Source organism: Bradyrhizobium sp. Ai1a-2, assembly GCF_000426245.1.
Taxonomy (GTDB): Bacteria; Pseudomonadota; Alphaproteobacteria; order Rhizobiales; family Xanthobacteraceae; genus Bradyrhizobium.
In genome coordinates, this window is record NZ_AUEZ01000069.1 from 16,905 (window position 1) to 30,003 (window position 13,099).

Genomic DNA, 13,099 nt, shown 5'->3' on the forward strand with positions numbered 1-13,099 from the left:
CTTACGCCGCCTTGCCCTGATTCTTGAACATCTCCGCCGCGCGCTTTTTCAATTCGTCTGGCGCGACGTCCTCGATGTGCGTGCCGAAGAACCAGCTGTTGCCCGCGACATCCTTCACGCCGCCGGTGCGGTCGCCGTAGAACTGGTCCGCCGGTTCCATGATCGAGGTCGCGCCGGCCTTGATGGCGTTGCGGTAGGCGGTGTCGACGTCGGGCACATAAAGATAGAGCATGGCGGGCATGGCCTTGGCGTGCTGGGAGGCATCGGCGATCATCACCATGGAATCGCCGATCCTGAGTGTGGCGTGCATGATTGTGCCGTCCGGTCTCAGTGTCGGCTCGTGGTGCTTCCGGGCGCCCAGCGCCTCCTCCAGGAAATTGATGATCTTCCCGGCGCCGTCGACGATGAGATAGGGCGTCACGGTATGAAACCCGTCCGGAGTCGGTCGTGCCTTTGCCGCCATGATGTTCTCCCCGCGGAGTTGGACGTAACCCTCGTTAACGCCGAGCATCCATTTTGGTCGCATCGTGCCGGCAAAAAAAGCAGAGCATGGCGATCCGGAACTGCCGAGGCGCGGAGCTTTTTGTCGCGCCCTACACACGCACGCAGTTCAGCGCGCATTCATCTGACGGCGACAACACTGTTCCCGCATCACATGCTTAACAAGAAAAGGACGATGTCATGGAACGCCGCGACTTTTTCAAGATTGCGTTGGGCGTTGCCGCAGGTGCGGTGACCTTTGCTGCGACCGCGCAGGCCGCGCCGATGGTACCATTGAGCGAGGACGCGCGGCGGCCTTCTGGTCCGGACGCCCATCCCGCGGTCACCACCGGCGATGAAGTTGACCACATCAAGCCGAAGCAGGTGCAGTGGCGTCGTCGGCATTGGCATCGTCGCCACTGGCATCCTCACCGCGGCTGGCGACGCCGTCACTGGCACCGTCGGCACTGGCGTCGCTGGTGAGGTTCTCGCTCTCCGAATAGCCGCTACCACTGATCGAAAGAAAGGGCAGGGACCGCGAGCCGCAGTCCCTGCCCATTATTGTTTGGCCATCAGGGCCACTATGACTTAACCGCTCTGCTCGGCCACTCCGGTTGGCCGAGCTTCATTCGATACTGCTCTAACGAAAGTTCAGAAAGGCCGGCAACGGCCAGCCCGCCAAATGAAACCGCGAGGGCAGACGCGAGGCGCCACCACGACCCGCGGCGCGGGCCGCACCACGACGACGCGGCCGTTGGGCCGGCAACCGCCATAAGGACCACGGTGGAAGCCGGGGCCGCAACCACCCGCCGCGTTTGCGGAGCTGAAGCTCGCGACCATGCCAGCCGCAACGACAGCCGCCGCCAGAACATACTTCATTCTTTTTCTCCCATTGAGTTCTCGCCGCACGCGAATGCGACAGTGATTCGCCGCGCTGCAGTGTCGCAGACGCTGCATCACTTGTCGCGAAGCATAGTTTCCGGGGCTGAACGCGATGTGAACGGAGCGGTTATGTCCTACCGTGGAGTGAAGAAACCCACCGCCGGGGCTCGCGTTTGCCGGCGCAAATGACGATGCGATGACGACACCGTTCAGCGCGGCGACGAAAGAGCGCTTCGTTCAAAGCTCAGAATTCTTCGCGCATTGCGCCGCCCATTACGGCGGACTTGAACGTGCCGTTATTCGCCGGTCCCGAACAGCGCTGCAAATCGCTTTTCGCCGTTCCGTGAAAAATTCACCACGCGGCTTCCCGGCGTCGAATCGCGCGCCGCCCATTTCAGCTCGGTGAAGCGCTCCATGATCGCAGCGCCCAGCGTGCCCGCCAGATGATGCCGCCGCTCGCTCCAGTCGAGGCAGGCCTTGCACACGGGACGGCGGGGATGGAGGAGCGCGTCGGCGTCGATCTGCAGCGCCTTCGCTATGAAGCGCTTGCCTTCGCCGGTCAGCTCCATCGCGTCCTTGCTCTGCCGGATCAGCCGCTGCTTCTTCATGCTGTCGAGCATCTGAACGCCGAGGTCGCCGGCGAGATGGTCGTAGCAGATCCGCGCACGGCGGAGCGCGGGGTCCTTCGGCCCGGTGCGCACGCGCATGTGGCCGGCGCGCGCGGCGAGCCCCGCAAGCCCCTCCAGCACGCCTGCGACGTCGGTGCCGGTGAGGCGGTAGTAGCGGTGGCGGCCCTGCTTTTCCGGCTCGATCAGCCCGCCAGTTTCAAGCTTGGACAGATGCGAGCTCGCGGTCTGCGGCGTAATGCCCGCTTCCTGCGCAAGCTCGCTCGCGGTAAGCGCACGGCCGCTCAGCAGCGCGGTGAGCATGTTGGCGCGCGCGGGGTCGCCAACCAGCGAAGCGACCATGGCAATGTCGGGACCTGCTTTCATAGTTCGATCATAGCCGAAGCATCAACGTCCAGCAAGGCGTTATTATCCTCACAACCTGATCGCGAGACGTCACTCCGGTGCGAGGCGTCGCACCGGCGACGGCGAGGCAATGCATTTTTCCGCGTGCGCGGACCGATGGTTGCTTCCGCCTTCGCGCGCAATGATGCAGGCCATTGGAGCAACCCATGACCATCACCGTGTTCATTCGCTACCAGCTCGATCCCTTCAAGCGTGCACAGTTCGAGGAATATTCCAGGCGCTGGCTCACCATCATTCCCAGATGCGGGGGCGATCTGATCGGCTACTTCATGCCGCATGAAGGTACCAACAACATCGCCTTTGCGCTGATCTCGTTTGAAAGCCTCGCCGCCTATGAGGCCTATCGCGCGCGGCTGCGTGCGGACGCCGAAGGCGTGGCCAACTTCCATTTCGCCGAGGAACAGAAGTTCATCCTGGCCGAAGAGCGGACTTTTTTGCGCCCGGTTACGTAGTAGGCTATCGCTTCGCGCAACGAGGGAGGTCCCAATGATCGCCGTGATCTTCGAGGTCTGGCCGAAGCCGGAACTTCGGCAGCAATATTTCGATCTTGCCGCCGAGTTGCGGCCGATCCTGGAGACCATTGACGGCTTCATTTCCGTGGAGCGCTTCGAAAGCCTGACTGAGAAAGGGAAGTTCCTGTCGATATCGTTCTTCCGCAATGAAGCCGCCGTCGAGGCCTGGCGCAATGTGGTGGAACATCGCAGGTCGCAGGCGAAGGGTCGCGCGGTCATCTTTGAGGATTACCGTATCAGGATCGCCAGCGTGGTCCGCGACTACGGCATGAACGATCGCGCGCAGGCGCCAACGGACAGCCGGGCCCTGCACGAGCGATAGCGCGTGATCGGTCCAGCATCACAAATCATCGAAAGGAGAGAAACATGCCGGTAACGACTGCCGAGAAGCGCGCTGTGTTCAGGAAGATGCACGAAAGCGGCTGCTTCATCCTGCCCAATCCCTTTGACGTGGGCAGCGCCCGCGCGCTGCAGCAACTCGGTTTCAAGGCGCTCGCCTCCACCAGCGCCGGCTTTGCCTGGACCATCGGCAAGGCCGACAACCGCGTCACGGTCGATGATGTCGTCAACCATTTGACGGCGCTTTGCGCCGCCGTCGATCTGCCCGTCAACGCCGATTTCGAAGGCGGCTTTGCCGTTGAGCCCGACAAGGTCGCAACCAACGTCGCCCGCGGCGTCAGGACGGGTGTCGCGGGGCTCTCGATCGAGGACTCCACCGGAGATGCGGCAAAGCCGCTCTACGATTTGGACCTGGCTGTCGAGCGCATCAAGGCCGCGCGCAAGGCGATCGACGCCGATGGCAGCGGCGTCCTGCTCACCGGCCGCTGCGAAGCCTTTTTGTGGGGACGGAACGACCTCAACCTCGTGATCGAGCGGCTGCAAGCCTATTCCGCCGCCGGCGCCGATTGCCTCTATGCGCCCGGCATCAAGACAAAGGAAGAGATCACGGCGGTCGTGAAGGCCGTGCATCCCAAACCGGTCAACCTCCTGAACGCTTCCGGCCTGTCGCTGCAGGAAGCCGCCGATCTCGGCGTGCGCCGCATCAGCGTCGGCGGTTCGCTGGCGCGCGCCGCCTGGGCCGGCTTCATGAAAGCCGCACGCGAGATGGCGGAGCAGGGGACCTTCACCGAGCTCGCCCACGGCTTTTCCGGCGGCGAGCTCAACAAGATGTTCAAGTAGCGGTTCAACAAGGACACGGCGGGCACCTCGATGCCCGCCGTGCGATAATGTCGCTACCTGTTACTTGTTGCTGTCCGGCTTGGCCGAATGGTCGACCTCCTGGCCAGTCGGATTCGACTGCGGCGGTGTCGGGCGGTTGGTCGCCGCGCCTGTCGTCGTGCCGGGTTCGGTGTTGGCCTTCGGCATGGTCGATGGCGCCGCGGGCTTGGCCGGCTGGTTCTGCGCGCTCTGCGATGGCGGCGTCGTGCCGGCCTGGTTAACGGACGTGTTGTTCAGGCCATAGAACACGGCGCCAAGCACCACCGCGATCGCAATCGCGAACATCGCGATCTTCGCTCCGCTGGCCGGGCCCTCGGCAAGCTCCGGATCCGGTTGCAACTCATTGTCCAGATTGTTGAGACGCGCCTGACGGCGGATCTCGTCCTCGGTCATATTGCTGCGGTCAGGGTCATTCGGTTGGTATGCCATTGGGTGTCCTCCGTTAGCACAAGTTACAACTCGCCAGCGCTCCCCGACGTTCCCGTGATCCCGCGCGCTTTGCCGGAGAAGAATGCACTGCACAAAAGCGTGTAGGCGAGAATCGCGCCGCCGGTCTGACGCCGTCCCCCTGCCCATCCACCGACCTGCTGCCGGCTGCCGGGCGCACACGGCGTTTCGCGCGACGCCCCTCCGACGCACGAACCGAAAACAAACCCGATCTTTCCAGGCACGAAGTTGCGAACTTCGAAAGCGAGGCGCCGGGGCACAGAATTGTGCTGCGCGGCCTTCGAAAACCGACATAGACTGGTTCTAAAGCGCCTGGATGACTAGCTAAAATCAGTCGTCGCGACCAGGAATACGAGGGCTTAGATGGGAATCAATCAGGGTCCGATCAGTCTCGACCAAAAGTACACCCAGGGCACCGGCCATGTCTTTTTGACCGGCATCCAGGCCTTGGTCCGCCTGCCGATGGCGCAGATCCGCCGCGACCGCGCGGCTGGCCTGAAGACCGCGGGCTTCATCTCAGGCTATCGCGGCTCGCCGCTTGGCGGCTACGACCAACAGCTCTTTGCGGCCAAGCGTCACCTCGAGCAGTACAACATCAAGTTCCAGCCCGGCGTGAACGAGGACCTGGCTGCCACCGCGATCTGGGGCTCGCAGCAGCTCCACCTTTCGCCCGGCGCCAACTACGACGGCGTGGTCGGCATCTGGTACGGCAAGGGCCCCGGCGTCGACCGCTGCGGCGACGTGTTCCGTCACGGCAATGCGGCAGGCTCCGCCAAACATGGCGGCGTGCTCTGTCTCGCCGGGGACGACCACGGCGCCAAGTCCTCCACCGTTCCCCACCAGTCGGACCACGCCTTCATCTCGGCGCTGATGCCCTATCTCTATCCGTCCAGCATCCACGAGATGATCGAGATGGGCCTGCTCGGCATCGCGATGTCGCGCTATTCGGGCTGCTGGGTCGGCATGAAGGTGATCACGGAGACGGTCGAGACCACGGCCGAGATCGACCTCACCGACGAGATGACGCCGTTCGTGATCCCGACCGATTTCGAGCTGCCGCCGGGCGGGCTGAACATCCGCTGGCCCGACGACCGCTTCGACCAGGACCGGCGCCTGCAGGACTACAAGGGCTTTGCCGCGATCGCCTTTGCCCGCGCCAACAAGGTCAACCGCATCACCATGGATTCGCCGAACGCGCGCTACGGTATCATGGCGTCGGGCAAGAGCTACGAGGACATCCGCCAGGCGCTGCGCGAACTCGGTATCACCGAGGAGATCGCCGCCAAGATCGGCATCCGGCTCTACAAGATCGGCATGCCCTGGCCGCTGGAGCCGGAAGGCGTGCGCAACTTTGCCGTCGGCCTCGAGGAGATCTTCATCGTCGAGGAGCGGCGCGAGATCGTCGAGAACCAGGTCAAGCAGGAGCTCTTCAACTGGCGCGACGACGTCCGTCCGCGCATCGTCGGCAAGATGGATGAGCACGACAAGCGCTTCCTCACTTTCGCCGCCGAGCTCAGCGTCGCCTCGCTCGCAAGCTCGCTGACCGAGCGCCTGCTTCGCCTCAATCTCAATCCTGAGATCGCCGAGATGCTGCGCGCCAAGGCCGACTGGTTCAACGGCCGCCAGGCGACGCAGATGCAGGCCACATCCCCGATCGCCCGGGTCCCGTATTTCTGCTCGGGCTGCCCGCACAACACCTCGACCAAAGTGCCGGAAGGCAGCCGCGCCATGGCCGGCATCGGCTGCCACTTCATGGCGCTGTGGATGAACCGCAACACCGAGACGTTCACCCATATGGGCGGGGAGGGCGTGCCGTGGGTCGGCATCGCGCCGTTCACCAATGAGAACCATATCTTCGCCAATCTCGGCGATGGCACCTATTTCCATTCCGGCCTCCTGGCGATCAGGCAGGCGGTCGCCTCGAAAGCCAACATCACCTACAAGATCCTCTACAACGACGCGGTCGCGATGACCGGCGGCCAGCGTCACGACGGCGACCTGTCGCCGCAGCAGATCACCTTCCAGCTCCACGCCGAAGGCATCCGCGAGATCTATCTCGTCTCCGAAAATCCCGACGCCTATCCAGGCAGTACGATCGCGCCGGGCGTGAAGCTCGCGCATCGTGACGAGCTCGAGAACGTCATGAAGGAGTGCCGCGAATTCAAGGGGACGTCCGCGATCGTCTTCGTGCAGACCTGCGCCGCCGAGAAGCGCCGTCGCCGCAAGCGTGGCCTGATGGAGGATCCGCAGCGGCGCGTGCTGATCAACCCTGCCGTCTGCGAGGGCTGCGGCGATTGCTCGGTGCAGTCGAACTGCATCTCGGTCGAGCCGCTGGAGACCGAATTCGGCCGCAAGCGCACCATCAACCAGTCGACCTGCAACAAGGACTATTCGTGCGTGAAGGGCTTCTGTCCGTCCTTCGTCACGGTCGATGGCGGCAAGCTGCGCCGGCGCGCACCGCCGGAACTCGGCGCCATCGGCGACCTGCCTGAGCCGGCCACGCGGCCGTCGCTGGAGCGTCCCTATAACATCGCGGTCGGCGGCGTCGGCGGCACCGGCGTGCTGACGATCGGCGCGCTGCTCGGGATGGCCGCTCATATCGAAGGCAAGGCCAGCATGATCCTGGACATGTCGGGCCTCGCGCAGAAGGGCGGCGCGGTGTTGAGCCACGTCCGGCTGTCGGATCATCCGGCCGACGTCACATGTTCGCGCATCGTCACCGGCACCGCAGATCTCGTGCTGGCCGCGGACGAGGTCGTTGCGGCGTCGAAGGAGACGATCACGCTCTGCGAATCCGGCCGCACCGCCGGCATCATCAACAGCCATGTGATCCCGACCGCGGATTTCATCCTGAACCGCGACTTCAACTTCCAGGTTCGCAAGGTCAACTCGGTGCTGGAGAATGCGCTGCGTCAGGACTCTGCGTTCTTCGATTTCACCAGGCCGGCCGAAGCTCTGCTCGGCGACAGCATCGCCACCAACATCATGATGATGGGCTACGCCTATCAGAAGGGGCTGTTGCCGTTGTCGGCGGCATCGATCGAGCAGGCGATCGAGGTCAACGGTGTCTCGATCAAGATGAACAAGGACGCCTTCCAGCTCGGCCGCCTTGCCGCCGCGGACCCGGCGCGGCTCGCCGCGATGATGAAGGACCAGGACGAGCCGGTCGCGCCGAAGACGCTGGATGCCATGACGCTGGACGAGGTCATCGCCCATCGCAGCACGCATCTCACGGCTTATCAGAACGGCAGATTGGCAAAACGCTATCGCAAGCTGGTCGACCAGGTGCGCGATGTCGCCACCAAGGGCGGCTATGGCGATGCGCTGCCGCGCGCGGTCGCGATCAACTACGCCAAGCTGCTCGCCTACAAGGACGAGTACGAGGTCGCGCGGCTCTTCACCGATGGCCGGTTCGAGCACCAGCTTCGCGAGCAGTTCGAAGGCGATTTCAAGTTCAACTTCAACCTCGCGCCGCCGATCTTGGCGCGCGGCGTTGACGCGCAGGGCCGGCCGAAGAAGCGCGCCTTCGGCCCGTCGATGCTGAAAGTCTTCCGCGTGCTGGCCAGGCTGCGTTTCCTGCGTGGCACGCCGCTCGACATCTTCGGCTACAGCGCCGACCGCAAGCTCGAGCGCAATTTGATCGCAGGCTACGAGAAGGACGTCGCGACGGTCCTCAATTTGCTGTCACCGCTCACGGTCGATACCGCGGTCGAATTGCTCTCGCTGCCCGACCGCATCCGCGGCTACGGCCCCGTGAAGGAAAAGGCGGTGGAAGAGGCAAAAGCCCGCTACGCCCAGCTCGCCGCCGACCTCGCCAACCCGCCGCCGGCTCCGAGGCAAATGGCAGCGGAGTAGACGCGCTGCCGTAGGGTGGGCAAAGCGAAGCGTGCCCACCGTCCACGTTCGGTGCAAGAATGGTGGGGCTGCGCTTTGCCCACCCAACAACCGTATCTCCTTCCCTCTCGCCGCACGGAATATTTCCGCGCTTGCCAAGGCCTGCCTGACGGTCCAGAAAAACGCTTGCACGAGAAACGCCAGCGGAGAACGAGTTGACCATCAAAGGCAAGGCTTACATTGCCGGCATCTATGAGCATCCCACCCGGCACGCTCCCGACAAATCCACCGCGCAGCTTCATGCCGAGGTCGCCAAGGGCGCGATCGAGGATGCGGGCCTCACCAAGGACGATATCGACGGCTATTTCTGCGCCGGCGACGCGGCCGGGGGGCTCTGGCCGATGGTCGATTATCTCGGCTTCAACACCAAAAAGCTGCGCCATGTCGATTCCACCGAGACCGGCGGCTGTTCCTACCTGATCCATCTCGGTCACGCAGCCGAAGCGATCGCCGCCGGCAAGTGCTCGATCGCCCTGGTGACGCTCGCCGGCAAGCCGCGCACCGGGGTGATGCCGCCGCGCGCTGCGGGCGCCGAGGCCGATTTCGAGACCGCCTACGGGGCTACCACGCATAACGCCTATGGCATGTGTGCCATGCGCCACATGCACGATTACGGCACCACCAGCGAGCAGCTCGCGTGGATCAAGGTCGCCGCTTCCCATCACGCGCAATACAACCCGCATGCGATGCTGAAGGAAGTCGTGACCGTCGAGGACGTGCTGAACTCGCCGATGATCTCCGATCCGCTGCATCGCATGGATTGCTGCGTCGTCACCGATGGCGGCGGCGCGATGATCGTCACGACGGAGGAGATCGCCAAGAGCCTGAAGAAGCCGTTGGTGCGCCTGATCGGCCACGGCGAAGCGATGAAGGGTCCGCGCGGCGGCAAGGATCTCGATCTCACTTATTCCGCCGGCGTGTGGTCTGGCCCGCGCGCCTTCGAGGAAGCGGGCGTGACGCCGAAGGATATCAAGTACGCCTCGATCTACGACAGCTTCACCATCACCGTGCTGATGCAGCTCGAGGATCTCGGCTTCTGCAAGAAAGGCGAGGGCGGCAAGTTCGTCGCTGATGGCAACCTGATCTCCGGCGTCGGCAAATTGCCGTTCAACACCGATGGCGGCGGGCTCTGCAGCAACCATCCGGTCAACCGCGGCGGCATGACCAAGATCCTCGAGGCTGTCAGGCAACTCCGCGGCGAAGCGCATCCGAAGGTGCAGGTACCGAATTGCGATCTCGCGATCGCCCATGGCACCGGTGGCCTGCTCGGCGTCCGCCACGCCGCCTCGACCTGCATTCTGGAGCGCGTGTGATGACGGAAGCGAAGAAATTCAATGCGCCGGTGACCAACCCGGAAAGCGCGCCGTTCTGGGAAGCAGCCAGGCAAGGCAAATTCCTGATCAAGCGCTGCACCGCCTGCGGCGAACCGCATTACTTCCCGCGCTCGATCTGCCCGTTCTGCTTCTCCGACAAGACGGTGTGGGAAGAGAGTTCGGGCGAGGCGACGGTCTATACCTACAGCCTGATGCGGAAGTCGCCGACCGGCCCATACGCGATCGCCTATGTCACGCTGAAGGAAGGCCCGTCGCTGCAGACCAATATCGTCGACTGCGATCTGGACAAGATCAGGATCGGCCAGAAGGTGAAGGTGGTGTGGAAGCCGACCGACGGCGCCCCACTGCCATTCTTCACGATGGCCTAACGAGATGGCGCACGGCGCGCGCCAAGCAAACAGATCGTCATCCCCGCGAAGGCGGGGATCCAGTAACCCGCGGCGCTGGTGATTACTGGATGCCCGCCTTCGCGGGCATGACGGGCAAGTGAAGCTGGGAGGAACGAAAAAAATGCCGATCAATTACGAGCAGCTGATGGCCCTGAAAAATCTCGGCCAGAAATACAGCTACGGCGATCGCGAGGTGATGCTTTACGCCTATGGCGTCGGCATGGGCGCCGATCCGATGGACGAGCGCGAGCTCGCTTTCGTCAATGAGGCGACGCTGACGCCGCGTCCGCTGAAGGTCGTGCCGACTTTCGCATCGGTGGCGGCCTGGGGCGCCGGCCCCGGTGAGATGAACCTCAATCGCGTACTGGTGGTCGATGGCGAGCGCGACATCACCTTCCACAAGCCGCTGGCGACAGCCGCGCACATCACGGCCGACTCGTCCGTGCTCGACGTCTTCGACAAGGGCAAGGACAAGGGCGCGGTGATCCGCCACCAGACCGTGCTGAAAGATGAGAAGGGCGAGAAGTTGGTCACGCTGGTCGCCTCGCGCTTCGCCCGCGGCGATGGTGGCTTTGGCGGAACGTCCGAGGGCCAGCCGGAGCCGCACAAGGTGCCGGAGCGCGCGCCCGACCGGACCGTCGACATCGCAACGCGCCCGGACCAGGCGCTGATCTACCGCCTCTGCGGCGATCGCAATCCGCTGCACTCCGATCCGGAGTTCGCGAAGAAAGCAGGCTTCCCACGGCCGATCCTGCACGGAATGTGCACCTATGGCATCACCTGCCGCGGCGTGCTGCAAACCTACGCCGATTACGATCCGTCCGCCTTCAAGCAGCACGTTGCGCGCTTCTCCTCGCCGGTCTATCCCGGCGAGACCGTGACCATGGATCTCTGGAAGGACGGCAACGTGATCTCGTTCGAGGCCAAGGTGAAATCACGCGGCGTCACCGTGATCCGCAACGGCAAGACGGTGCTTGCTTAATCGACCGCAAAAAAGCAGGGAGAAGAAACGATGGGATTACTCGACGGCAAGGTGGCGATCATCACCGGCGCAGGCGGCGGGCTCGGTGAGGCCTACGCAAAGCTGTTCGCGCGCGAGGGCGCGGCGGTCGTGGTCAACGATCTCGGCGGTCCACGCGACGGCTCGGGCGCGGACAAGTCGATGGCGCAGCAGGTGGTGGATGCGGTCAAGGCCGAAGGTGGGCGCGCGGTCGCCAATGGCGCCGACATCTCGACCCTGGAAGGCGGCCAGTCGGTGTTCGACGAGGCCATCAAGAATTTCGGCCGCGCCGACATCCTCGTCAACAATGCCGGCATCCTGCGCGACCAGACCTTCGCCAAGTCGAGCGAGGCCGACTGGGACAAGGTGATCAAGGTTCATCTGAAAGGTACCTTTTGCTGCACGCTGCCGGTGTTCCGGTGGATGCGCGAGAACGGCGGTGGTGTCATCGTCAACACCTCATCGACATCAGGCCTGATCGGCAATTTCGGCCAGAGCAATTACGGCGCGGCCAAGGGCGGCATCTGGGGTTTCTCCAACGTGCTGGCAATCGAAGGTCGCAAATACAACATCCGGATCTGGACGCTGGCGCCGGGCGCCTTGACCCGCATGACCGCAGACCTGCCCCGCTATAAAGAAAACCCCGGCGCCGCGCTCGGCCCGGACGGCATCGCACCGGCCGTGCTATACATGGTCAGCGATTTGTCGGGCGACCAGACCGGCAAGGTGCTCGGCGTCTCCGGCCCGCGCGGTGTCAGGGAGATGCGAATGATGGAAATGGAAGGCTGGAAGCCGCCGTTCACGGGCTGGAAGGCCGAGGATATCGTCACTCACGCCAAGGACATCTTCTTCTCGGAAGAGCAGATCAAGATGGGCGCTCGGCGGTTTTAGGCTAACTGCATTCCGGGCGCGCGAAGCGCGAGCCCGGAATGACGAAAGAGGATAGAGGCACGAATGACAAAGCTCACCGCCCAGGCCGCCGGCACCTTCGCAATCGCGCCGACGCCGTTCCATGACGACGGCCGCATCGACGAGCGTTCGATCGACCGGCTCAGCGATTTCTATACCGAGGTCGGCTGCGACGGCGTCACCGTGCTCGGCATCCTGGGCGAGGCTCCAAAGCTGGATGCAGCCGAGGCCGAGCAGGTCGCGGTTCGCTTCATCAAGCGCGCCAAGGACCTGCAGGTGATCGTCGGCGTCTCCGCGCCGGGCTTCGCCTCGATGCGTTCGCTGGCCAAGGCGTCGATGGATGCAGGCGCCGCGGGTGTCATGATCGCGCCGCCGCCGCACCTGCGCACCGACGACCAGATCATTGGCTATTTCAAGCAGGCGCAGGAGGCGATCGGCGACGACATCCCCTGGGTGCTGCAGGACTATCCGCTGACGCTCACTGTGGTGTTCACGCCGGCGGTGATCCGCAAGATCGTGATGGACTGCCCGTCCTGCGTGATGCTCAAGCACGAGGACTGGCCGGGCCTGGAGAAGATCACCACGCTGCGCAATTTCCAGAAAGACGGCTCGCTGCGGCCGCTGTCCATCCTGGTCGGCAATGGCGGCCTGTTCCTCGATTTCGAGATGGAGCGCGGCGCCGACGGCGCGATGACGGGCTACGCATTTCCCGAGCTCCTGATCGACGTGGTCAAGCTTTCCAAGGCCGGCAAGCGCGACGCCGCGCATGATCTGTTCGATGCACATCTGCCGCTGATCCGCTACGAGCAGCAGCCGGGCGTCGGCCTGACCGTACGCAAATATGTGCTGCAGAAGCGCGGCATCATCGCCTCCAGCGCCCAGCGCAAGCCCGGCGCCGTCATCACGCCGCAGGCGAGGGCGGAGGTCGATTACCTGCTGTCGCGCGTGGCTCGCGTCGACCGCCGCGCCAACCTGCAGCCGCAGTCCAGCGCCGCAGGCTAGC

General features: G+C 63.9%; 14 protein-coding genes. 10 read left to right on the forward strand and 4 right to left on the reverse strand.

Features of this window, described 5'->3' with window-relative positions; translation table 11 throughout:
- Position 1 precedes the first annotated feature (1 nt).
- Positions 2-463, reverse strand: coding sequence for a VOC family protein (locus K288_RS0132665; protein WP_027583332.1), 462 nt, complete (start codon positions 461-463; stop codon positions 2-4).
- Positions 464-681: 218 nt separating this feature from the next.
- Here K288_RS0132665 and K288_RS54990 point away from each other — a divergent pair, with 218 nt between their 5' ends.
- Complete coding sequence (locus K288_RS54990; protein WP_027583333.1) at positions 682-963, forward strand: hypothetical protein; 282 nt, start codon at positions 682-684, stop codon at positions 961-963.
- Between the two features lie 168 nt (positions 964-1,131).
- Here the strand turns inward: K288_RS54990 and K288_RS54995 are convergent, their stop codons facing one another.
- The gene (locus tag K288_RS54995) at positions 1,132-1,359 is read right to left on the reverse strand and encodes a hypothetical protein (protein WP_084799876.1); all 228 of its coding nucleotides are present in this window, start codon (positions 1,357-1,359) and stop codon (positions 1,132-1,134) included.
- 299 nt (positions 1,360-1,658) lie between these two features.
- Positions 1,659-2,354, reverse strand: coding sequence for a winged helix-turn-helix domain-containing protein (locus K288_RS0132675; RefSeq protein ID WP_027583334.1), 696 nt, complete (start codon positions 2,352-2,354; stop codon positions 1,659-1,661).
- A 185-nt stretch (positions 2,355-2,539) separates the two neighbouring features.
- On the opposite strand from K288_RS0132675, the gene K288_RS0132685 reads away from it, so the two are divergent.
- Genes K288_RS0132685 through K288_RS0132695 form a run of 3 tightly spaced genes read left to right on the forward strand, consistent with a single transcriptional unit; the run spans position 2,540 to position 4,084 of the window.
- Positions 2,540-2,845: an NIPSNAP family protein gene (locus K288_RS0132685; protein ID WP_027583335.1), complete on the forward strand. Its 306-nt coding sequence runs from the start codon at positions 2,540-2,542 to the stop codon at positions 2,843-2,845.
- 34 nt (positions 2,846-2,879) lie between these two features.
- Complete coding sequence (locus K288_RS0132690) at positions 2,880-3,227, forward strand: antibiotic biosynthesis monooxygenase (RefSeq protein ID WP_027583336.1); 348 nt, start codon at positions 2,880-2,882, stop codon at positions 3,225-3,227.
- Positions 3,228-3,271: 44 nt separating this feature from the next.
- The gene (locus tag K288_RS0132695; protein WP_027583337.1) at positions 3,272-4,084 is read left to right on the forward strand and encodes an isocitrate lyase/phosphoenolpyruvate mutase family protein; all 813 of its coding nucleotides are present in this window, start codon (positions 3,272-3,274) and stop codon (positions 4,082-4,084) included.
- A 60-nt stretch (positions 4,085-4,144) separates the two neighbouring features.
- Here K288_RS0132695 and K288_RS0132700 read toward each other — a convergent pair whose 3' ends face one another.
- Positions 4,145-4,552 (reverse strand): lipase chaperone, encoded by a 408-nt coding sequence (locus K288_RS0132700; RefSeq protein ID WP_027583338.1) that lies wholly within the window; start codon positions 4,550-4,552, stop codon positions 4,145-4,147.
- Between the two features lie 381 nt (positions 4,553-4,933).
- Between K288_RS0132700 and K288_RS0132705 the strand changes: the two genes are divergently transcribed.
- From K288_RS0132705 to K288_RS0132730, 6 genes are all read left to right on the forward strand, one after another.
- Positions 4,934-8,425 carry an indolepyruvate ferredoxin oxidoreductase family protein gene (locus tag K288_RS0132705; RefSeq protein ID WP_027583339.1) on the forward strand — a complete coding sequence of 1,164 codons (3,492 nt, stop codon included), beginning with the start codon at positions 4,934-4,936 and terminating at the stop codon, positions 8,423-8,425.
- 194 nt (positions 8,426-8,619) lie between these two features.
- A complete protein-coding gene (locus tag K288_RS0132710) occupies positions 8,620-9,777 on the forward strand; it encodes a thiolase domain-containing protein (RefSeq protein WP_027583340.1) in 1,158 nt (385 codons plus the stop codon).
- The gene (locus K288_RS0132715; RefSeq protein ID WP_027583341.1) at positions 9,777-10,166 is read left to right on the forward strand and encodes a Zn-ribbon domain-containing OB-fold protein; all 390 of its coding nucleotides are present in this window, start codon (positions 9,777-9,779) and stop codon (positions 10,164-10,166) included. The genes K288_RS0132710 and K288_RS0132715 overlap by 1 nt, the downstream gene beginning before the upstream one ends.
- A gap of 142 nt (positions 10,167-10,308) precedes the next feature.
- Complete coding sequence (locus K288_RS0132720) at positions 10,309-11,169, forward strand: MaoC family dehydratase (RefSeq protein ID WP_027583342.1); 861 nt, start codon at positions 10,309-10,311, stop codon at positions 11,167-11,169.
- Positions 11,170-11,199: 30 nt separating this feature from the next.
- The gene (locus tag K288_RS0132725) at positions 11,200-12,078 is read left to right on the forward strand and encodes an SDR family oxidoreductase (protein ID WP_027583343.1); all 879 of its coding nucleotides are present in this window, start codon (positions 11,200-11,202) and stop codon (positions 12,076-12,078) included.
- A 63-nt stretch (positions 12,079-12,141) separates the two neighbouring features.
- On the forward strand, positions 12,142-13,098 hold the full coding sequence (locus K288_RS0132730) for a dihydrodipicolinate synthase family protein (RefSeq protein WP_027583344.1): 957 nt from the start codon (positions 12,142-12,144) through the stop codon (positions 13,096-13,098).
- Position 13,099 lies beyond the last annotated feature (1 nt).

What these genes read in the sequence shown, in the direction of transcription:
- K288_RS0132695 (WP_027583337.1), top strand. Translation starts at nt 3,272, where the DNA reads ATGCCGGTAACGACTGCCGAGAAGCGCGCTGTGTTCAGGAAGATGCAC.
- K288_RS0132690 (WP_027583336.1), top strand. Translation starts at nt 2,880, where the DNA reads ATGATCGCCGTGATCTTCGAGGTCTGGCCGAAGCCGGAACTTCGGCAG.
- K288_RS0132720 (WP_027583342.1), top strand. Translation starts at nt 10,309, where the DNA reads ATGCCGATCAATTACGAGCAGCTGATGGCCCTGAAAAATCTCGGCCAG.
- K288_RS54995 (WP_084799876.1), bottom strand. Translation starts at nt 1,359, where the DNA reads ATGAAGTATGTTCTGGCGGCGGCTGTCGTTGCGGCTGGCATGGTCGCG.
- K288_RS0132730 (WP_027583344.1), top strand. Translation starts at nt 12,142, where the DNA reads ATGACAAAGCTCACCGCCCAGGCCGCCGGCACCTTCGCAATCGCGCCG.
- K288_RS0132705 (WP_027583339.1), top strand. Translation starts at nt 4,934, where the DNA reads ATGGGAATCAATCAGGGTCCGATCAGTCTCGACCAAAAGTACACCCAG.
- K288_RS0132685 (WP_027583335.1), top strand. Translation starts at nt 2,540, where the DNA reads ATGACCATCACCGTGTTCATTCGCTACCAGCTCGATCCCTTCAAGCGT.
- K288_RS0132665 (WP_027583332.1), bottom strand. Translation starts at nt 463, where the DNA reads ATGGCGGCAAAGGCACGACCGACTCCGGACGGGTTTCATACCGTGACG.
- K288_RS0132700 (WP_027583338.1), bottom strand. Translation starts at nt 4,552, where the DNA reads ATGGCATACCAACCGAATGACCCTGACCGCAGCAATATGACCGAGGAC.
- K288_RS0132675 (WP_027583334.1), bottom strand. Translation starts at nt 2,354, where the DNA reads ATGAAAGCAGGTCCCGACATTGCCATGGTCGCTTCGCTGGTTGGCGAC.
- K288_RS54990 (WP_027583333.1), top strand. Translation starts at nt 682, where the DNA reads ATGGAACGCCGCGACTTTTTCAAGATTGCGTTGGGCGTTGCCGCAGGT.
- K288_RS0132725 (WP_027583343.1), top strand. Translation starts at nt 11,200, where the DNA reads ATGGGATTACTCGACGGCAAGGTGGCGATCATCACCGGCGCAGGCGGC.
- K288_RS0132715 (WP_027583341.1), top strand. Translation starts at nt 9,777, where the DNA reads ATGACGGAAGCGAAGAAATTCAATGCGCCGGTGACCAACCCGGAAAGC.